General features: G+C 59.4%; 18 protein-coding genes. 11 read left to right on the top strand and 7 right to left on the bottom strand.

Translation table 11 applies throughout. The annotated features are described in order from the left end of the window. Positions 1–29: 29 nt before the first annotated feature. Positions 30–545 (bottom strand): RNA polymerase factor sigma-70, encoded by a 516-nt coding sequence (locus E1573_RS02485; protein ID WP_133210336.1) that lies wholly within the window; start codon positions 543–545, stop codon positions 30–32. Positions 546–671: 126 nt separating this feature from the next. Between E1573_RS02485 and E1573_RS02480 the strand changes: the two genes are divergently transcribed. Further along, entirely contained in the window at positions 672–1,652 is a 981-nt protein-coding gene (locus E1573_RS02480) for a FecR family protein (RefSeq protein ID WP_256659467.1), read from the top strand. A 143-nt stretch (positions 1,653–1,795) separates the two neighbouring features. Then, the gene (locus E1573_RS02475; protein WP_133210334.1) at positions 1,796–4,174 is read left to right on the top strand and encodes a TonB-dependent siderophore receptor; all 2,379 of its coding nucleotides are present in this window, start codon (positions 1,796–1,798) and stop codon (positions 4,172–4,174) included. Between the two features lie 103 nt (positions 4,175–4,277). Here E1573_RS02475 and E1573_RS02470 read toward each other — a convergent pair whose 3' ends face one another. The 6 genes from E1573_RS02470 to E1573_RS02445 all read right to left on the bottom strand — a co-directional run bounded on the left by E1573_RS02470 (position 4,278) and on the right by E1573_RS02445 (position 10,760). Next, positions 4,278–5,132: a hypothetical protein gene (locus E1573_RS02470; protein WP_133210332.1), complete on the bottom strand. Its 855-nt coding sequence runs from the start codon at positions 5,130–5,132 to the stop codon at positions 4,278–4,280. Between the two features lie 71 nt (positions 5,133–5,203). Then, a complete protein-coding gene (locus E1573_RS02465) occupies positions 5,204–6,709 on the bottom strand; it encodes a CoA-acylating methylmalonate-semialdehyde dehydrogenase (protein ID WP_133210330.1) in 1,506 nt (501 codons plus the stop codon). Between the two features lie 85 nt (positions 6,710–6,794). Next, positions 6,795–8,051: an MFS transporter gene (locus tag E1573_RS02460; protein ID WP_133210328.1), complete on the bottom strand. Its 1,257-nt coding sequence runs from the start codon at positions 8,049–8,051 to the stop codon at positions 6,795–6,797. 57 nt (positions 8,052–8,108) lie between these two features. Continuing rightward, positions 8,109–8,729 (bottom strand): malonic semialdehyde reductase, encoded by a 621-nt coding sequence (locus E1573_RS02455; protein ID WP_133210326.1) that lies wholly within the window; start codon positions 8,727–8,729, stop codon positions 8,109–8,111. Then, entirely contained in the window at positions 8,722–9,744 is a 1,023-nt protein-coding gene (locus E1573_RS02450) for a VOC family protein (protein ID WP_133210324.1), read from the bottom strand. The genes E1573_RS02455 and E1573_RS02450 overlap by 8 nt, the downstream gene beginning before the upstream one ends. A 149-nt stretch (positions 9,745–9,893) precedes the next feature. Then, positions 9,894–10,760 carry a fumarylacetoacetate hydrolase family protein gene (locus tag E1573_RS02445; RefSeq protein ID WP_133210322.1) on the bottom strand — a complete coding sequence of 289 codons (867 nt, stop codon included), beginning with the start codon at positions 10,758–10,760 and terminating at the stop codon, positions 9,894–9,896. A 259-nt stretch (positions 10,761–11,019) separates the two neighbouring features. On the opposite strand from E1573_RS02445, the gene E1573_RS02440 reads away from it, so the two are divergent. The 9 genes from E1573_RS02440 to E1573_RS02400 all read left to right on the top strand — a co-directional run bounded on the left by E1573_RS02440 (position 11,020) and on the right by E1573_RS02400 (position 20,536). Next, positions 11,020–11,628, top strand: a complete 609-nt coding sequence (locus tag E1573_RS02440) for a TetR/AcrR family transcriptional regulator (RefSeq protein ID WP_133210320.1) — start codon at positions 11,020–11,022, stop codon at positions 11,626–11,628. 225 nt (positions 11,629–11,853) lie between these two features. After that, complete coding sequence (locus E1573_RS02435) at positions 11,854–13,290, top strand: APC family permease (protein WP_133210318.1); 1,437 nt, start codon at positions 11,854–11,856, stop codon at positions 13,288–13,290. An 18-nt stretch (positions 13,291–13,308) separates the two neighbouring features. Beyond that, positions 13,309–13,896 carry a hypothetical protein gene (locus E1573_RS02430; RefSeq protein ID WP_133210316.1) on the top strand — a complete coding sequence of 196 codons (588 nt, stop codon included), beginning with the start codon at positions 13,309–13,311 and terminating at the stop codon, positions 13,894–13,896. 93 nt (positions 13,897–13,989) lie between these two features. Beyond that, on the top strand, positions 13,990–15,033 hold the full coding sequence (locus E1573_RS02425; protein ID WP_218568356.1) for a zinc-dependent alcohol dehydrogenase: 1,044 nt from the start codon (positions 13,990–13,992) through the stop codon (positions 15,031–15,033). Between the two features lie 55 nt (positions 15,034–15,088). Next, on the top strand, positions 15,089–16,570 hold the full coding sequence (locus E1573_RS02420; RefSeq protein ID WP_133210314.1) for an aldehyde dehydrogenase family protein: 1,482 nt from the start codon (positions 15,089–15,091) through the stop codon (positions 16,568–16,570). Positions 16,571–16,665: 95 nt separating this feature from the next. Next, positions 16,666–17,481, top strand: coding sequence for a LuxR C-terminal-related transcriptional regulator (locus tag E1573_RS02415; RefSeq protein ID WP_133210312.1), 816 nt, complete (start codon positions 16,666–16,668; stop codon positions 17,479–17,481). Between the two features lie 234 nt (positions 17,482–17,715). Beyond that, positions 17,716–18,492: an ABC transporter ATP-binding protein gene (locus tag E1573_RS02410; RefSeq protein WP_133210310.1), complete on the top strand. Its 777-nt coding sequence runs from the start codon at positions 17,716–17,718 to the stop codon at positions 18,490–18,492. After that, complete coding sequence (locus tag E1573_RS02405; RefSeq protein WP_133210308.1) at positions 18,489–19,211, top strand: ABC transporter ATP-binding protein; 723 nt, start codon at positions 18,489–18,491, stop codon at positions 19,209–19,211. The genes E1573_RS02410 and E1573_RS02405 overlap by 4 nt, the downstream gene beginning before the upstream one ends. 110 nt (positions 19,212–19,321) lie before the next feature. Beyond that, on the top strand, positions 19,322–20,536 hold the full coding sequence (locus E1573_RS02400; RefSeq protein WP_133210306.1) for an ABC transporter substrate-binding protein: 1,215 nt from the start codon (positions 19,322–19,324) through the stop codon (positions 20,534–20,536). Positions 20,537–20,605: the final 69 nt, after the last annotated feature.

The following is a 20,605-nucleotide window of genomic DNA, read 5'->3' as shown; positions in this document are numbered from 1 at the left end:
CGTTGACTGAAGTGCTGCCGTGCCCGCTGCTACAGCAACGCACGGCAGCGCAGCACGGCATCACGGATCATGCTGTTGACCAGTGCGGGTGAAACGCCCAGTGCGGTAGCGATCTGCTTTTGCGTCATGCCGTGGATCCTGCACATTTCGAATGCATCACGGGTACGTTGTGGCAGGTCGGCCAGCGCCACGGCAATGCGCTCCAGCAACTGCTGGTCAGAGACCAGGGTTTCAGGCGATTCGGCGGGATGGGCGGGGGTTTCGGTGTGCTCCTCCTCGCTGGACATCAAGCGCTCTTCCAACCGACGACGCCGGTAATGGTCGATCGACAGGTTACGTACCACGCGGGTCAGGTAAGAGGCCTGGGAGCGGATTGGCTCGGCAGCGTCTGCACCGGACACTTTCATGAATGCATCGTGCACGATGTCTTCTGCCTGGCTACGGCATCCGATGATACGCGTGGCAATTGCGATCAGGCGGTGGCGATGGCTGAAGCATTCTTCTAGCAGCTGGGTGTCGGTCCCGGCCACTCCTCGATTCTGCATGAGGCACCTGATCTGTTTGGGGTTTGGCTGCGAGCCTGCAGAATCTAATCTTATTAAGAATAATTTTCAATCGCGGGCGTGTTGGTACTCAGGGGTGTAACTGCAACCGCAGGAGTTGGAGTAAGCTTGGCCAAATTTTCTGCGCTTGCGGCCAAGATGCCTGACCAACAGCCTCCCGCTTCCTTGAGTGAAATCGCTACCGACTGGTGCATGCGCCTGCATTTTGATGAGTGCAGCGATGCTGATCGCGAGGCGTTTCAGCGCTGGCATGACGCCGACCCGTCGCATGCGGCGGAGTACGCCACCATTTGCCGGATCTGGAACGTCAGTGCGCAGCTGCCTGCGCGTCCGGTGACGCCGATCAAGGCTAAACCCCGTCGGCGATATCATTCGTCGTGGGCAAGGGCGGCTGTGGTTGTGCTGGCCTGTGGTGCCATCTGGGTGACGGGATGGTCCGCTGGCGTACTACCGGGTAGCGTTCGCTATTACGCGGCACAAGACACTCGACACCAAGTGATCTTGCCGGACCTCAGTCAGGTCGAGCTGAACCGCAACTCCGACCTGCTGTACCTGGGCTACAACGATCAGCGCCGCGTGGTGCTGACCGACGGCGAAGCCTATTTTGATGTACAGCACAATGTTGAAAAGCCCTTTGTCGTTGCTGCCGACAATGCCAATGTCCGAGTTACCGGCACGCACTTCAACGTTTGGACCGCGCCCCAGCAAACCACGGTGACGCTCACCCAAGGGGCGGTGCAAGTAACGCATAACGATCAACGGGCGGAGCTCACGCCGGGCATGCAGGCCACTTTGATGCCGGGGCGCGAACTTCAGCTCGGTCGCGTGGACCCTGCCCGAGCATCGGCATGGCGCAAGGGCAAATTGATGCTCGATGACATCAGCCTTCGCGATGCGTTGCCGTTGATCAATCGCTACCTGAACACCCCGCTGCAGTTGAACGACCGGGAAGCCGGCGAACTGCGTTTTGGTGGTATCTACGATACTGCCGAGCTGGAACAGTTGGTTGCGGCACTGCCGCAAATCCTGCCTGTAACGATGCACCTGGCTGACGGTGTTCGTCTGATTTCAAGCCGCTCCACCCGCTGAGTTCCAGCATCTGCTGTGTGTACCTGATGTCATTTGCTGAACGAATTTGATGTTCGTTCGTCATTCAGGCGAGCCCCTGAAGTGACGGTTGTCTGTCGCTGTCCGGGCCCGCCAACACAATGACAACACTTACAGGGAACACCATGGGCACCTATCCGTTGAACCGACCGAAACAGCGACTGCGCCACGGCATCACTGTTGCGGTCATGAGTCTTGCGCTGTTGACATCGGTGCCCAGCCTGGCCGAACCGGTCCAGCTGAATATTCCGGCCCAGCCGCTGGCCTCGGCATTGTCGGAGCTGGGTAACCAGGCCAATCTGCAGATTATCTACAGTCAGGATACGGTCTCAGGGCTGCGCAGCCCGCAGGTGTCCGGGCGTATGGAGCCGCAAGAGGCGTTGCGCCGCTTGCTCCAGGGCACCTCTATCACCCCGCGTATCGAAGGCGATCATGTCACCTTGCTTGGCACCAGCGACGACTCGGCGTTGGCATTGCCGAGCATCAGTGTGGTCGGCCAGGCCTACAGTTCTGTCGCTCCGGATGACGGCTATGTGGCCAAGCGCGCCTCCGCCGGTAGCAAAACCGATACGCCGCTGATTGAAACGCCGTATTCAGTGTCGGTAGTGACGCGTGAGCAGATGGAGGCCCAACAACCCAAGTCGGTCTCGCAGGCATTGCTTTATACACCAGGCGTACATGCCGAATTGGCCGGCCCACAATTTGTCACGGACCAGTTGATGATCCGTGGTTTCCAACAGGGGACCGGGCGCATGCTGCGTGATGGCACCCGTACGTTCCTGCCGAACTTTCTTGGTTGGGATGCGCCAGAAATCTACGGCCTGGAGCGCATTGAGGTGCTGCGTGGCGCCAGCTCCGTGCTGTATGGCGCCTCTGACCCGGGCGGCCAGATCAACCTGGTGAGCAAGCGCCCGACCACCGAGCCGCTGCGCGAAGTACAGCTACAGGCGGGTAATCTGAACTACAAACAGGGTGCCTTCGACTTCGGTGACGCCCTGGATGAAGACGGTGTGTGGAGCTATCGCCTGACGGGCTTGTTCCGTGAAGGTGATGCCCAGACCGACCACATTACCAATCGTCGTCAATACATTGCCCCGGCCATCAGCTTTCGCCCCAGCGATGCAACCGAGCTGACATTCCTGGGCGAGTACCAGAAGCAGACCGGTAACTTCGCCAACCCGCTGCCTGCCGTTGGCACGGTGTTTCGTGATGCCCGCGGACGGCTGGATCGCGACACCTATGTGGGTGACAGCGCCTCAGACTTCATGACCAATGAAAAAACGTCTCTGGGTTATGTGTTCGAGCACCGCTTCGACGAGACCTGGACAGTTCGACAGAACGTGCGCTACAGCGACTATCGTCAGTCGAGTTCGGAGATTGCGATTTTCGGCGCTGTGGGCGATCAGTTCTCCCGCTACAACGATCAACGCAAGGGCGATGGTCGGTTGTTCACCATGGATAACCAGGTGCAGTCCAACTTCGCCACAGGCAGTGTCGAACACACGCTGCTGACCGGTGTTGATTACAACAACGGCAAGTTCGACCAGAAGCAATCACTGAACTTCATTCTCGAGCCCTTCGACCTGTTCAACCCGGTGTACGGCGAGCCACTGACGTTCCTGCCCTTCAGTGCTTCGAGCTATGAACAAAAGATGTCGCAAACCGGTGTCTACCTGCAGGACCAGCTGAAAATCGACAACTGGGTCTTGCTGCTCGGTGGTCGTTACGACTGGGTCTCCGACCAGAATGACGGGCGCTCGCCGCAAACCCAAAAAGATGAGAAGTTCAGCGGTCGCGCCGGCATCGTTTACCTGTTCGACAATGGTCTGGCACCTTACGCCAGCTACAGTGAGTCGTTCTTGCCGGTGGTGGGGAGCACGATCGACAACTCGCGGCTTGAGCCGGAAACCGGCAAGCAATACGAAGTGGGCCTGAAGTACGAGCCGCCGGGTGCCAACAGCCTGTATACCCTGGCGCTGTTCGACCTGACCAAACAGAACGTCACCGAGCAGGTCAATGGTTTCAGTCGCCAGGAAGGTGAAGTGCGTTCCAAAGGCGTTGAGCTGGAAGGCAAGAGCGAGATCTTCACAGGCTTCAACCTGATTGGCAGCTACACCTGGAATGATGTCGAGGTGACAAAGTCCGATACCGGCAACAAGGGCAACACGCCGTTCCGTGTGCCGGAGCACATGGCTTCGTTGTGGGGTGATTACAGTATCCAGGGTGGCACGCTGGAAGGCCTGCGTTTCGGCGCCGGTGCGCGCTATGTTGGCAGCACCTACGGGAATTCGGCGAACAGCTTCAAGGTCGACAGTTACACCGTGGTGGATGCGTTGGTCAGCTATCCGCTGGGCAAAGTCGATGCATCGTTGGCGGGTGTCGAAGTGTCGCTGAACGCCAGCAACCTGTTTGACGAGGAATACGTGGCCGGTTGCTTCAGCGACTTCGGTTGTCAGTACGGGCAGCAGCGCACGGTGTATGGCACCGTTACCTACAACTGGTAACAGGCATTGTAGGAGCGGCGGTGCGGCGACCCGACTTGCCCCGCGATCGCGGCGTCTCAGCCAGATTGGATCGCGGGGCAAGCCCGCTCCTACCGGATGGTATTCAGAAATGCCATTCCACGTGCAAGGTCGGCGCTTTTGTATGGGTGCCGGGCTTGCCGTGCGAACCATACTTGTGGCGCCAGTACTCATAGCCTGGCCCGATCAGCAGTTTGTTTTTGCGGGCAAAGGTCAGTTGGCCGACATCCACCATCAGCGCTGTTCGAATCTGGGTTTCTTCCGAGGTGTCGGCCTTGAAGTAGTCCTTGCCCTTGTCGGTCTTGTACATGCCAAAGCCCTGGAACTTGAAGGGCACACCACCTAGCTGAAAGGGAATTCCCCAGACTGCGTGCAACAGGTAGTGCGGGTCAAAATCGACGTTCTCGGTGGCGCAGCTCGATACACCACAGTGGTTCCATTCATAGGCGTACAACAGGCTGACATCCAGATAACCGGGTACGTCGAACTTGAGCGTAGGGCCTATTTCCAGCATGCGCTTGCGGTTGGCGAACTCGGTGTTCTTGTAGTTGAGTTCGATACCCGTGGTCAGCGCCACTTCTTTGACCGGCCCGAAGGCCAGCGAGCGGTCGAATACCTTGCCTAAATACAATTGATGGCGATACACCAGATAGCCCTCCGTGGCGCCGGAGTGGCTGTCTTTTTTCGGGTCGTTGTGATCGGAGCGCAACACGTCCAGGTTGAAGAAGTGCTGTCCATATGAGTAGCCGCTGGCATGGCCCAATTGCAGGATGTTCTTCTTGACCTTGTCGGGGATGCCAGGCTCGGTGAAGTCGGTGCCGTAGCGATAGCCAATGAAAGTGTCGCTCCAGGTCATAGCCTGCACGCTGGTGGCCAGGGGCAGGGCCAGGCTGGCCAGTAATACCTTGAAAGAGCGTTTTTGTAGTTGTTGTACGTTCATAGGTAGCGATTCCGAGTGTTCAGTGGCCTGGCAGTGTGTGTGCCAGGCCTGGGGGCGACGATGGCGCGGGATTACTGCATGGTGGGCATGACGAAATCGGCGCCGTCGCGAAGGCCGCTCTGCCAGCGCGAGGTGATGGTTTTCAGGCGGGTGTAGAAGCGCACACCTTCTGGGCCGTGCATGTGGTGGTCACCGAACAGCGACTGCTTCCAGCCGCCGAAACTGTGGAACGCCATCGGTACGGGAATCGGTACGTTGATGCCGACCATGCCGACCTGAATCTCATGGGCAAAGCTGCGGGCCGAATCGCCGTCACGGGTGAAAATCGCCGTGCCGTTGCCGTAAGGGTGAGCATTGATCAGTGCCACGGCAGTCTTGTAGTCGGGCACTCGGACGATGCCCAGCACCGGTCCGAAGATCTCTTCCTGATAGATACGCATGTCGCTACCGACTCGATCAAACAGGCTGCCACCGAGGAAGAATCCTTCCTCGCAACCTGCGCGTGTGATCTGCAACTGGCGGCCATCGACCAATAGCTCGGCGCCTTGGGCGACCCCCGAGGCGATGTAGGTGCTGACCCGATCACGGTGCTCGGCGCTGATCAGCGGGCCCATCTCACTTTGAGGGTCATGCCCTGGGCCGACTTTCAGCGCGCGGACTCTGGGTACCAGGCGCTCGATCAAGCCGTCGGCAACCGCGTCACCGACCGCCACCGCAATCGAGATGGCCATGCAGCGCTCACCCGCAGCACCGTAGGCGGCGCCCATCAAGGCATCGGCGGTTTTGTCGAGGTCGGCATCAGGCATCACCAGCATGTGGTTCTTGGCCCCCCCGAGGGCCTGAACGCGCTTACCGTTGGCCGCACCGGTGGCATAGATGTAGCGAGCGATGGGTGTGGAACCGACGAAGCTGATGGCTTGAACATCCGGGTGCTCCAGCAGGGCATCCACAGCCACTTTGTCGCCATGCACGATGTTGAACACTCCGGGTGGCAGCCCGGCTTCTTGCAGCAGGTCGGCAAGAAACAGCGCCGCCGAGGGATCGCGCTCCGAGGGCTTGAGAATGAAGGTGTTGCCGCAAGCCAGGGCCACCGGGAACATCCACAGGGCAACCATGGCCGGGAAGTTGAACGGCGTGATACCGGCAACCACACCCAGGGGCTGGCGCACGGCATAGGAATCGATGCGGCTGCCAATGTTTTCACTGACTTCGCCTTTGAGCAGGTGAGGGGCACCGCAGGCGAATTCGACGACTTCCAGGCCGCGGGTGACTTCACCCAGAGCGTCGGAGTGCACTTTGCCGTGTTCACGGGTGATCAAGGCTGCCAAGGTGTCGGCGTTTTGCTCCAGCAGGTCTTTGAAGCGGCTCAGAATGCGCGCCCGGCGCAAGGCTGGCGTTGCCGACCAAGCGGGGAACGCCGCCTGGGCAGCCGCTACCGCGTGCTGCATTTCTTGCGCGGTGGCCAGCGGTACCTGGGCGCCGACTTTGCCGGTTGCCGGGTCGTATACGTCGGCAAAACGTTGGCTGGTGCCGGGCACCTGTTCGCCATCGATGAAGTGTTGCAAGGTTAAGGACATGAACATTTCTCCGCGTGTAGAGGCCCGTGCCCGACGCAGGTAGCGTCGGACAGGCCAGGGGTTGTGAAGGAAAGAGAAGGGCGTTTTAACTGCCGGTTGCAGGCACCTCGGTGCTTCGGTCTTCGCTGCTGGCCGTGATGTCAGCGGGCATGAAGAACATGCTCAGGGTGGCGACTGCGAAGAATCCGGCGCACACCAGCAGGCCCAACGCCAGGCTGTAGCTGCTGGCGATGCTGCTGAGCAACAGCGGTGCGAATGCCGCCAGGCCACGGCCGAAGTTGAAGCAGAAACCGGCGCCCAAGGTGCGTACCCGCAAGGGGTACTGGTCACTGAAGTAAGAGGCGAACAGGCTGGCGAAAGCGTAGAAGAAGGCATAGACCGGCCCCAGCCAGAACAGCAGGTTGTTCTGATTGGTTTGCGAATAGACCGCCAGCATCACCGCCGCCCCGAACAGTGACAGCAGCGTGGCATTGCGCTTGCCGATGTGGTCGGCAATCAGGCCGAAGGCGTTGATGCCGATAAAGGCGCCGACGTTGAGCATGGCCATGAAGGTGGACATCATGTTCACGTTCAGCCCGCGCTCTTGCACAAGGTACGTTGGTAACCAGGTGCTGGCGCCCCAAAAACCAATGACTGCGCAGGTCGCAGCGAACGTGCCAAGCAGTGTCAGGCGTAGTAGTTGCGGCGCGAAAATCTCACGAATCGACACATGGGCGACGACGCTGGCTGAATGCTGACGCTGCACCTTGTTGGCCTTCCACTCTGCCGACTCAGGCACAAACAACAGGATGTACAGCACTGGAATCAGTGTCGAAATACCGGCCAACAGGAACAGCAACGGCCAGTTGGGCAGCAGCGCGCCGGCCATCAATGCCGCGATAGCGGCGCCCACCGGAAATGAACTCAGCACAAACCCGGTGGCCCGGGCGCGCTGATGAGGTGGCCAGGTTTCGCAGATATAGGCCGAAACAATGCCCCAGACACCGCCCAGGCCGATGCCGGACAAAAACCGCAGCAACAGTAACAATCCCCAGTCCCGAGTGCTGGCGACCAGCATGGTCAGGCTGCCGAAGATGATCAGCGATGCGAGCAGTGCTTTGCGCCGCCCGAAGTTGTCTGAGTACCAGCCGGTAGCCACGCCGCTCAGCCCGATGCCCAGCAGCGTGGCAGAAGCCAGCATGCCGGCATCGTTGATGCTCAGTTCAAGGTCTTCACGCATCACCGGCAGGGCGATGGTCAGCAAGATGATTTCCATGGCATCGAACAGGTAGGCGAGAAAGCCGCCGATCAGTACGTGCCAACGTGATGGGCCGCTGCGCCCGGGGGTGAGGCTTGGTGACATGTGAGTTCTCCTGCGATTGTTTTTTTTGTTCTGATGCAAGGCTGCGCACGCGAAGGTTCAAAGCAGTTGGCAGGCCTCCTCGAAGCTGAGGCGCGGGCTGCGCGGGAAGAGTTGTTGGTGGTCGCCGTAGCCGAGGTTGCAGATAAAGTTGGCTTTCACTTGACCGCCGACTAACCGGCCACCCGGTTGAGGAGGTGAGAAAAACACCTCATTGACCTTGGCCTCGTCGAAGCCCGACAACGGCCCACAGTCCAGTCCAAGTGCCCTTGCCGCGAGGATGAAATAGCCGCCTTGCAGTGAGCTGTTGCGCATCGCTGTGGTCTGGATCAGTTGGGGTTGCTCGGCAAACCAGTCGCGTACCCCGGGGTTGTGCGGGAACAGCCGTGGTAGCTGTTGGTGAAAGTCCAGGTCGTAGCCAATGATCGCAGTCACGGGGGCTTGCATGGTTTTTTCCACGTTGCCCGGATTGAGCGCTGGCAGCAGGCGTTGCTTGGCCTCGGCGCTGCGCAAGAACAGGATGCGTGCCGGGCAACTGTTGGCGCTGGTCGGGCCCCAGCGCATCAGGTCATAGAGGGTTTTGAGGGTTGCATCGCTGACCGCCTTGTCGCGCCAGGCGTTGTGGCTGCGGGCGTTGCGAAACAGCAGATCGAGTCCGTCTGCGGACAGGCAATCATTCATGGGTGTCTCCTTGCAGGGGCTGGTGGATGCGCTGGCGCGCTTGCGATGAGCGCGGTGCCAGTTGTGCCGAGCCTTGGCTGCCGCCCAGGAAGTACTCCACCGACATCGGTGGCCCCCACTGGTACAGACTCGAATCGCAAGCGGCGGTGGCGTTGGTGGGGGACTGGTGGTTGAACAAGTCACCGTCGGTGAAGTGCTCGATCAGGTTGCCGGACGGGTCGCGCCAGTAATCGAAAATCTGGCTACCCAGCACATGGCGACCTACGCCCCAGAATGGGGTCCACTGTTGTTCGGTCATCCAGGCATGGCCCAGGCACTGGGCGTCGAAATCCTGAACTTCGAATGAGGCGTGGTGGACAAAGTCGTGCTCGGCCTGAAACAAGGCAATCGTGTGGTGATCGGTCCATTGCGGGCCGCGGTTCAGGCGCAGGAATGCCGCGCTGGGGCAACTGTGGTCGTGACCCTCGACGATCAGGTCCGAAGGCAGCATGTGCAGCACCTGGCAATACCACTGCAGCAGGCTGTGCATGTCCTTTACACCAATGGCCACGTGGCCCAGGCGCAGCACCTGGGCGGGGCCTTTGCCGGGGCGCTGGACGTCGCCGAAGCGTTGTTTGTGCTGTGCCGAGTTGAGCGTTAGCGCCGCGCGTACGGGCATCGCCTCCACCGGCTTAATGCCGTGTACCAGTTCGATACGTCGGCCAGCGGGATCATGCAGCACCACGCAGTGGCCGCCACCGGGGGCGTCCAGGGCCTGGATCGGTGAAGCACCGGGCAAATCCTGTGCGGCGCGCAGGTCTTCGAAGCGCTCGACGGCGAACGCGATGGCTGCAAAGCCAGGCTCCGCCGCGTGTTCGATGACATAGGCGTAGGGCAGGGGACCGGCGCCCCGCAGGTATACGCGGTGTTCACTGCGATGGGCGACAACCAGACCAAAATCGACCAGAAAACGCTCGATGGAGGGTAGATCGGTATGGCGGTAGACAACGTGGTTGACATCTTTGAGCTGCAACACGGTAGAGCTCCTCGGCCCGTGTGCGGGCCAGGCGAACGGGCATCAATCCGAAGGTGAAAGGCAAATCCAGGGCGGCCGACTGCGCAGGCCATCGAATGGCCCGAGCAGAATTACGGGTGGCAACAACGCCCGCTGGATGCGGGCAATGCTCAGCCTCTGGCGGCTTCGTCGACGATGGGGTTGCTGAGGGTGCCGATGCCCTCGATCTCGACCGTGCACAGATCGCCAGGCTTCATGAACAGCGGCGGTTTGCGCGCCCAGCCGATACCTGCTGGCGTGCCACTGACGATCACGTCACCGGGCTCCAGGGTGAGGGCTTCGCTGAGCACACTGATCAGCTCGGCGACATCAAAAATCATGTCGGCAGTGTTGGCCTGCTGGACGATTTCGCCATTCAGGCGGGTGACCAGGCCTAGGCCTTTGGCGCCAGCAGGCAGTTCATCGGCACTGACGAACACCGGGCCGAAAGCGCCAGTTGCGTCGAAGTTTTTGCCGATGGTCCATTGCGGTGATTTGAACTGGTAATCGCGGATCGACGCTTCGTTGAAGATCGAGTAACCCGCCACGTGGCCCAAGGCGTCGGCGCGGCTGATGTGGCGACCGCCTTTGCCGATGATGACGGCCAGCTCACCTTCAAAGTCCAGTTGCTCGGAAGCCTTGGGGCGAATGATCGGCTCATCACAGCCAATCAGCGTTGAGGCAAAGCGAGGGAAGAAGGTGGGGTAGTTCGGTTGCTCGTAAGGGCTTTCTTTGATGTGGTCAACATAGTTGAGGCCGACACACACGATTTTGCCTGGCCGGGACAAGGGCGGCAGCAGGCGAATGGTTGAGCGGTCAATCTGTTGCGAGCTGCTCAACACCCGGTGTGCGGCTTGCAGTGCACTGTCACCGGTGCTCAGCAAATGTTGCAGTGAGCCGGGGTAACCCGCCTCATCGGCTGTCTTGCCGCGCAGTACGCCATTCTCTTCGACGGCCAGCCCTTGATGCAGGCCATCGCTGAACTGAACAAAACGCATGATCACTACCTCTGTTGTTTTTCTTGGGGGTAATCGGTCAAAGCTTTTTGGTACGGTACGTTACCGTACCCTTTTTGCGAATTTGGACTGAAAATCACAGGCCGTCAATGGCCGCATCGGTCTTTTTTGGAATATCCAGGTGCGCAACTATGCTCGGACGTCTCACCGAAACGCTGGAAGGACGCTGGGTGGCGGGGTACTCTCTGGGCTCAAACAGATCAAATTGCCGGAATGTTGCATTCCGGTCAGGCGCGGGTGCATGGAACGTCCAAGGCAAGTGGAAAAGCGGCAGAACATTCTTGTAGCTGCCACTGAAATGTTTCTTGAAGAGGGTTATGCCGGCGTCAGCGTCGACGCAATCATTGCGCGTATCGGTGGCTCAAAACGCACGCTTTATGCGTATTTCGGCGGTAAAGAAGGGCTGTTCGCGGCGATTGTCGCGCAGTTGTGCGAAGACATCGTCAACCCGCTGACCCACATGGACCTCAAACACAAATCGCTGCGCGATGCCTTGTCGAGCATTGCCCATACCTTCCTCGACGTGGTGCTCGATCCGCGTACCATCGCCTTGCATCGGCTGATCGTTGCCGAAGCGCTGCGTGCTCCGGAGGCTGCCCGCTCGTTCTTTGAAGCGGCGCCGGGTACGGCCTACCGCTGCTTGAGTGACTACTTCGACTGGGCCCAGGGCGCCGGTTTGATCCTCCCGTGCGATGCGCGCCCTCGGGCGATCATCTTTCTCGATGCCCTGACCGGCAACTTTCAGCTGCGCTGCTTGCTGGGGATGCAAGAGGCGCCGCTGCCGGAAGAGCGTGAAGCGCTCATCGACGAAGCGATTGCCGTGTTCATTCAAGGGCTGGCGGCCAAGTAAGTTCAGCCGCTTGGCTCGCGGGTAGGAGCGGCGGTGCGGCGACCCGACTTGCCCCGCGATTGCGGTTTTCCAGTTGGATCGCATCGCGGGGCAAGCCCGCTCCTACCTTTCATCTACCCCCTGCGGTGTATGTACAAGCCAAAGCCGCGGTTGATAGCGTTGCCTCCACTTTCTGTTTACGACACACAGCTTTTCATTACAAAAACAATAGTGGAGAGGTGCGTTATGAGTAGTTTGAAGTTGAGCCGAAGCCTGGGGTTCTGGGCTGCCTACTCCACCTCCGTGGGGTTGGTCGTTTCGGGCACGGCCATGGTGGCGCTGGGCAACGGTTATGGCGTTTCGGGGCCGGCCTTCAGCCTCGTGGCGTTGTTGGCACTGGTGATCATCCTCTGCATCGCAATGTCTTACGCTGAACTGGCCGCCATGCTGCCAGGCGCCGGTATGGTGGGGGAGTACACGCTACCGGCACTGGGCAAACTGCCGGCGCTGTTTGCGGTGCTCGCGGGCTACATCGTGCTGGTGGGCACCGATGGCGGTACCAACATGATCATTGGCGGGCAGTCGCTTGAGCGATTGACGGGGTTACCGTGGTACCTGTTCTCCCTGGGGATTCTGGCTGTGTTGGTGGCCATCAACCTGAAGGGCGTCGAACTGTTCGGGCGCGTGCAAACGACCTTGGCCATTGCCATGATGCTGATGCTCGGGCTGGTCGGGCTATGGGGATTGTCCGGTTTCCAGACGGCAGAGCCCTTGGCTGAGCAGCCAGCGTTCTCACAGGTTTCCTGGACGGATCAATTCGGGTATTTGAGCCTGGCGATCTGGCTGTTCATCGGTATGGAATTTGTGGCGCCCTTGGCTGAAGAGGTTAAAGAGCCAGGCAAAACCATTCCGCTGGCCATGATCTTTGGCTGCGCCAGTATCTGGTTGGTCGACCTGCTGTTTGGGGTGAGCATCACGCGCTACCTGCCTCTGGAAGAGTTGGCCGCCTCTACCATTCCTCATGTCGATGGTGCGGCGGCAATGCTGGGGCAGCCAGGGTTGATCCTGATGGGCAGTATCTCGATTCTGGCCGCAGTCACCACGTGTGATACCTACCTGATCGCCGTGCCGCGCATGCTGTATGGCTTGTCACGTGAAGGCATGCTGCCGAAGATTTTCTCCTGGCTGCACCCGGTGGCCAGAACGCCTTGGTTCAGTATCTTCTTTGTCGTGGCGCTGATTCTGATCGTGCTGGTTTACGCCATGGCCAATAACGCCGACATCGCCCTGATCACCATGATGATCAGTGTGGCCTGCACCACCTGGTTGATGTCGTACCTGATCGCTCAGCTGAACGTGGTGATCTTGCGTGTCCGCTACCCCAACGCCAACCGTCCGTTCCGCACGCCGCTTTACCCACTCCCGCAACTGATTGGCATCGCTGCCTGCCTGTACATGATTGGAACCCTGATTTCCGATGCTCAGGTGTTTGGCATTGCGGTGGTGTGTTCAGCGTTGATCCTGGCATTTGGTGTCGTGTACTTGAAGTCGACCGGGCAGGCCTTGTTCCAGCCGGTGGCTTTGGATGATGTGCTGCGTCGCATTGTCCATCGTTCCGAAGCTGTCGATGGTCAGCATGAGGGTGATGAAGGCGTGCTGCTTGCGCAGTTGAAACGACAATAACCGGCGTTCGGAGTGAGCATGGATCTTTATTCAGTCATTGACCGTCGCGCTCAACAGATGCTTCGGGACACGGTGTCGCGCTTTGGCGAGTATATGGAGCCAGAGGCCGCAGACAGTGCACGCGCCGTGCTGGGTGTTGACCACCGTCTTGCTGCGGATGGCCTGGTGCTTGAGCATCGCTTGTCGAGCAAGCTGATTGGCAGAATCTACACCTGCCGTTGGCGCTGGAAGGTCGCTGTAGACCTGGGCAGCGCGCCACTGAGCATGCGCTTGAGCTACTGCGGCTGGAAGCCTTCGACGCGCACGGCGAAATTTGTCGGGCCTTCTGACTGTGGGGCCCTGCTGGAGCAACTGAACAGCAATGCCGTGGTACTGCCCTTGTGCGTGGCCATGGAACTCGGCGGTTTGAGTATTCAGTACCACCCTGCAGAAAAGCGCTGTGAGGTTGTGCTGACGCCGAACTACGGAGACTTCGTCTGGATGCTTCTGCCCCCGGTGAAGTACGCACGCCAGCCAACACCAGCCGAAGTCGACAGCACGGTAATGCTGATCCAGCACCTCTCATTGATGCTTCACGCCAGCAACCCACTCGCACTCGCCAGCTGAGTGCTGCACCAGATCTGCTGCCCGTGCTCAGGTTGAAACTTGAGCGCGAGGGGAAAGTGTTCTCGAAAAACGTTACTTCATGAGGATGTCGTTATGTTGGACTCGAACAAGAAAACCATGACTGCCGCTATTCTTCGTGAGCTGGGCGGGGCGCTGCAATTGGAGCAGCTACCCATTCCCAAGCCAGGCATTGGCGAGATTCTGATCAAGGTAGTGGCCTGTGGTGTGTGCCACAGCGATGTGCATGCCTGTGATGGTGACTGGCCCAGCCCGCCAAACCTGCCGTTGATTCCAGGCCATGAGGTCACCGGCCATATTGCCGAACTGGGTGAAGGCGTGACCGGTTACGCGATCGGCGATACGGTCGGTGTGCCGTGGATGTACAGCGCCTGTGGCGCCTGTGAATACTGCCGCGCCGGGATGGAAACCATCTGTAAGCAAGGCGAGGCCACCGGCTATAGCAAGCCGGGAGGCTACGCCGAGTACATGATCGCGCCAGCGGCATTCGTGGCGAAAGTTCCGGACGGTGTCGACTTGTACAGCCTGGCCCCGATCCTCTGTGCCGGGGTAACAACCTATCGGGGGCTCAAGCGTTCCGGTGCACGCCCCGGGCAATGGATGGCAGTGATTGGGATCGGTGGCCTGGGCCATGTGGCGGTGCAGTACGCCAAGGCCATGGGCCTCCGGGTGGTGGCGGTTGATGTCAGCGATGAAAAGCTGGAACTGGCCCACCGCTTGGGTGCTGAGCGCGTGTACAACGTCACGAAAGACCCTGAAAGCGCTATCCACGCAGACCTGGGTGGCGTGCATGGTGTGCTGGTGACCGCGACCTCCAACAAAGCCTTTGAGCTGGCCGTGAAGCTGTTGCGCCCCGGTGGTACCGCGATTTACATCGGTCAGCCGGGTGGTGCTGCGGATGAAGTGCGCAGCTCCATCGACCGCATCGTCAATTGGGAACTGTCGATTCGTGGTTCTAACGTCGGCACCCGGCAAGACCTGCATGAGGCGGTTGAATTCGCCGCCAATGGTTTGATTAAAGTGCAGAGCAGCCTGACAACCCTGGATGAGATCAACGCGATATTCGATCAGATTCGTCAGGGGGCGGTAGTGGGCCGCAAGGTGTTGAAAATTTCCTGATGTGGGTTGGGTTGGCGCGTCAGCGCCAACCGCGCCGCTTTGTTGGAGCTCAAGCATGAATGCCTATACCCAGCTTTACATCAATGGCCAGTGGCTGGCCCCGTCTGCAGGCGGTTCGTTTGAATCGTTTGATCCCAGCAGCGAAGAACTGATCACTCAGGTTGCCGCCGCGACCGCCGCCGATGTCGACCTCGCCGTGCAAGCCGCTCGCCAGGCTTTCGATGAGGGGCCTTGGCCGCACATGAGCGGTTCGCAACGTGCTGCCGTGCTACGGCGGATTGCCCAAGGCATCCGTGATCGTCAGCAGGTGTTGGCCGAGCTGGAGGTGCGTGACAACGGTAAGCCGCTACCCGAGGCGCTTTGGGATATTGCCGATACCGCAGGCTGTTTCGATTTTTATGCCGACCTTGCCGAAGACCTGGACAGCCACGTGGAGCAACCTGTGGCACTGGCCGATGAGCGATTCAGCTCGGTAGTGCGCAAAGAGCCGGTGGGTGTGGCCGCTGCGATCATCCCGTGGAACTTCCCTATGCTGATGGCGGCCTGGAAAGTCGCTCCGGCGTTGGCGGCGGGTTGCTGCATGGTGCTTAAACCCTCAGAGCTGACCCCGCTGACAGCCATCGAGCTTGCGCGTATCGCCGATAGCGCCGGGCTCCCAGCCGGTGTATTGAACGTGCTTCCAGGCTTGGGGCACGAGGCTGGCGCAGCCCTGGCCGAGCATCCGGGTATCGACAAGGTGGCGTTCACCGGCAGCGTGCCGACCGGCAGCCGGATCATGCAGGCAGCTGCACGCGACATTAAAAACATCAGCCTGGAGCTGGGCGGGAAGTCACCTTTCATCATCTTCGCAGACAGCGACATCGAGGCGGCTGTCGAGTGGATCATGTTCGGTATCTTCTGGAATCAGGGTCAGGTCTGTTCTGCCACTTCCCGTGTGCTGGTTCAGCGTGACCTGTATGCACCACTGCTTGAGCGGTTGAAGCAAGAGGTCGAGAAGGTAAAGATCGGCAATGGCTTCGAGCAAGGGGTGCTGCTAGGGCCGCTGGTGAGCAAGGGCCAGTACGACAAGGTGCTGGCCGCTATTGCCCGTGGCCAGGAGGAGGGCGCCAGGCTGGTGTACGGCGGCTCGCGCCCGGATGGCTTCGACAGCGGCTTCTATGTGCAGCCAACGATCTTCGCCGATGTGCCACAAGACAGTTGGGTCTGGAAAGAAGAAATCTTTGGCCCGGTGGCGTGTATCTGCCCGTTTGAAGAGGAAGTCGAAGCCATTCGTGCGGCCAACGATTCGCGCTTCGGCCTGGCTGCTGCCGTGATGTCAAAAGACCTTGAACGCGCGGAGCGAGTGGCCCGCAAGCTGCGGGCGGGGATCGTCTGGATCAACTGTTCGCAGCCAACCTTTACCGAAGCGCCGTGGGGCGGCTATAAGCAGAGCGGTATTGGTCGCGAGCTGGGCGAGTGGGGCTTGAGCAACTACCTGGAAACCAAGCAGATCACCCGTTACGACAGTGATCAGGCTTGGGGTTGGTACCTCAAGTAAGGTTTGCACCCAGTGAGCACGTGGCGTTGTGAAGTCAGCCTCAGAACGCCACGTTCCTACCTTCCAGGTTTGACCGGATTCTTTGAGGCATTGCGATGATGCACCTGACTGATTGGACCAACAGCGTCGTCGAAGTGTTGAACAAACCCGCTGGAAGCCCGCAGTTGCAGGCGCTTTCCGCCTGGCTGAGGCGCTTGAGTGTTGTCGATCACTTCGTGCTTTTTGTCTATGAGGGCAGTTATCGCCCGCTGTCACTGTTCAATACCTTCAGTGCAGAGCAGCGCTGCATCTTCATCGATGAATATCAAACCGGCCCATACCTGCTCGATCCCTTCTATCTGGCCAGCCAGCCGTCTCAAGCTGAAGGGGTGTACAGCATGCGTCAGCTGGCGCCCGACCAGTTCTATAAGAGCGAGTACTTCCAGACCTACTATCACCACCTGGGGTTGAGTGAGGAAGTGGGCTTTTTCATGAACTTGAGCCCTGATACCCACGCCGTGCTTTCACTGATGCGCAGAAGGGGCCGCATGAAGTTTCATGACGATGAAGTCCGGCAACTGGAAAGCGCTGTGCCGGTCGTCAATGCTGCGGTGCGAGCAGCCTGGGAGGCGAGCCGAAAGGAGGCTGTCAGGTCCGTCGATGATCATGACCATCGGGTGCAAGAAGCGTTTGCCAACTTTGGCCGAGGCTTGTTGACAGACCGAGAGCGTGAAGTGGTCAGGTTGCTGCTGCAGGGGCATTCCAGCCTGTCGATTGCGCAGAAGCTACGGATCAGCCCGGCAACGGTGAAGGTTCATCGTAAAAATCTGTATGAAAAACTCGGCATTGGCAGTCAGTCCGGGCTGCTTGCGCTGTTCGTCCAGGCGATCAAAGGGGATGCCTCCGGATCGCTTGTAAATGCTGGGAAATGACCGATTCGGCACAGGCTGTTGAAGGTTTTTTAGCGACCTAAAAAGCCGCAAATACCTGTGCTTGAGCGCTTTGCCATCATTTGTTTCAATCTTGAAATACTTTGTTACAAGTTGGCTCTGTAGTCCGAATCGGACTTTTGTATATTTCGTCACGTTTACGTAAACGTCATCAGCAAAGTAAGTGTGTCAGCAGCGCCATAACCAATAAAAACAATCAAGGTTAGAGGGCTCCACATGTCACCAGAGTTTGTGTTGGAAACACGCGGCTTGACTAAGGAGTTTCGCGGTTTTACCGCCGTAGACTCGGTCGATCTGCGTGTGCAGAAGGGACACATCCACGCATTGATCGGTCCTAACGGGGCCGGTAAAACGACGGTTTTCAATCTACTCACCAAATTTCTTCCGCCCACCCGTGGCGAAATCCTCTACCAGGGCAAACCGATCACCCCACTCAAGCCCAACCAAGTGGCACGCTTGGGCCTGGTGCGTTCGTTTCAGATTTCAGCGGTGTTCGGCCACATGAGCGTGGTGGAAAACGTGCGCGTGGCGCTGCAACGCAAGCAGGGCAACTCGTACCACTTCTGGAAACCCGAAAGCAGCCTCGATGTACTCAACGAGCGTGCTATGCAGATGCTCGACGAAGTCGGCCTGCTGGATTACGCCCACACCCAGACCATCGAATTGCCCTACGGCCGCAAACGCGCGCTGGAATTGGCCACCACCCTGGCACTGGACCCTAACGTCCTGCTGCTCGACGAGCCCACCCAGGGCATGGGGCACGAGGACGTGAACATGGTCATTGAACTGGTACGCCGTGCCGCCGTCGGGCGCACGGTGTTGATGGTCGAGCACAACCTGAGTGTGGTCAGTGAACTCTCCGATCGCATCACCGTGCTGGCCCGCGGGGCGATTCTGGCGGAAGGTGACTACGCCAGCGTCTCTGCCAACCCGCAGGTGCGCGAAGCCTACCTGGGTAGTGAAGCGGTAGCGGCTGAAGAGGTGTGCGCATGAGTGGCCTGCACACCCCCGAATTTGAACAACTACGCATTTCCGACCTGCATGCTTTCTACGGTGAGTCGCACATCCTGCACGGTATCGACCTGCAAGTACGGCGGGGCGAACTGGTGACCTTGCTGGGGCGTAACGGCTCCGGTCGCTCCACCACCTTACGGGCGATCATGAACATGGTGGGCCGCCGCACTGGCTCCATTGTGGTCAACGGCACCGAAACCATCGGCCTGCCTGCCCATTTGATTCCACGCTTGGGCGTCGGTTTTTGCCCCGAAGAGCGGGGCATTTTTGCCAGCCTCAATGTCGAGGAAAACCTGCTGCTGCCACCCACGGTGCGCAGTGACGGAATGAACCTCGATGAAATCTACGAGATGTTCCCCAACCTCTACGAGCGCCGGTTCAGCCAAGGCACGCGCCTGTCGGGTGGCGAACAACAGATGCTGGCCATGGCGCGGATTCTGCGCAGCGGCGCCAACCTGTTGCTGCTCGACGAGATCACCGAAGGCCTGGCCCCGGTGATTGTGCAGAAGCTCGCGCAGGTGTTGATCAAGCTCAAAAACAAGGGCCTGACCATCGTCCTGGTGGAACAGAATTTCCGATTCGCCGCACCGTTGGCTGACCGTCATTACTTGATGGAGCACGGTCAGATCGTGGAGCAATTCAGCGCCGCTGAGCTGGACGCCAAGCAGGATCTTCTACACCGCTGCCTGGGCGTCTGAACCCCGCTTTACCCCTCGCGTTATGCAGGTCGTCGTGGCCCCAAAGCCCGACGATCCGGGGCCGCTTTGCCTTGAACAATAAAAATAACTTCGGACAGTGGGTGAATGACATGACGTTTTTCAAGCAAACAGCAAGCGCCATCCTGGTATCGAGCCTGATCGCTGGCGCTGCCCAGGCACAGATCAGTGACGACGAAATCCGCATCGGCTACCTGGCCGATATGTCGGGCACCTACCGTGATCTTTCCGGCCCGGGCGGCCTGGAAGCGTTGAACATGGCCGTTGAAGATTTTGGGGGGCAGGTCAACGGCAAAAAAATCGTGGTGTTCAGTGCCGACGACCTGAACAAGCCGGACGTGGGCGCCAACACCGTGCGGCAGTGGGTCGATGAGCGCAACGTCGACATGGTCACCGGGATGGTGGCCTCGTCAGTGGTACTGGCGGCCAGTAAGGTGGTCGAACAGTCCGGCAAGCTGGCACTGATTTCCGGTGCAGCAGCGTCGAGCCTGACCAACGAATACTGCTCGCCTAACCACATCCATTGGACCTACGACTCCTACGCGCTGGCCAACGGCACCGCTAAATCGGTATTGGCCGGTGGCGGCAAAAAGTGGTTCATCCTCACCGCCGACTACGCCTTCGGCCACGCCATGGAAGCGGACATCACCAAAGTGGTCGAAGCCGATGGCGGCCAAGTGGTCGGCAAGGCACGGCACCCGTTCCCAAGCAGCGATTTCTCCTCCTACATTCTCCAGGCCCAAGGCTCTGGCGCCGACGTAATCGCCTTCGCCAACGCCGGCTCCGACACCGTCAACTCGCTGATGACCGCCAGCCAGTTCGGTGTGGCCCAGTCCGGGCAGAAACTGGCCGGTATGGTGGTGTTTCTCAACGACATTCACGCCATGGGCCTGGACGTCACCCAGAACCTGATGCTGACCACCGGCTGGTACTGGGACATGAACGACGAAAGCCGCGCCTGGGCTCAGCGCTACCAGAAACGCTTCGGCAAAATGCCGGGCATGGTACCTGCCGGTATCTACTCGGCGACCATGAATTACCTCAACGCCATCAAGGCCACCGGCAGCGACGAGGCGCAGACCGTACGCACGCAAATGATGGCCACACCCGTGAATGACATGTTCGCCAAGAACGGCAAAATCCGCGCCGATGGCCGCATGGTGCATGACATGTACCTGGCCCAGGTCAAAACCCCAGCCGAGTCCAAAGGCGAGTGGGACCTGTACAAGATCGTGCGCACCATCCCCGGTGATGAAGCCTACCGCCCGGTATCGGAAAGCAAGTGCACGTTGCTCAGCAAGAACTGAGCGATGCGTGACTGAGGTACTTGCCCGGCTGCTTGCAGCCGGGCGTCACGGACTTTCTGCGGGTGGTAA

Origin of the sequence: Pseudomonas sp. H9, assembly GCF_004353925.1 — a bacterium.
Classification (GTDB): Bacteria; Pseudomonadota; Gammaproteobacteria; order Pseudomonadales; family Pseudomonadaceae; genus Aquipseudomonas.
The sequence above is the reverse complement of the archived record's forward strand: the minus strand, read 5'-3'. Positions and strand labels throughout refer to the sequence as shown.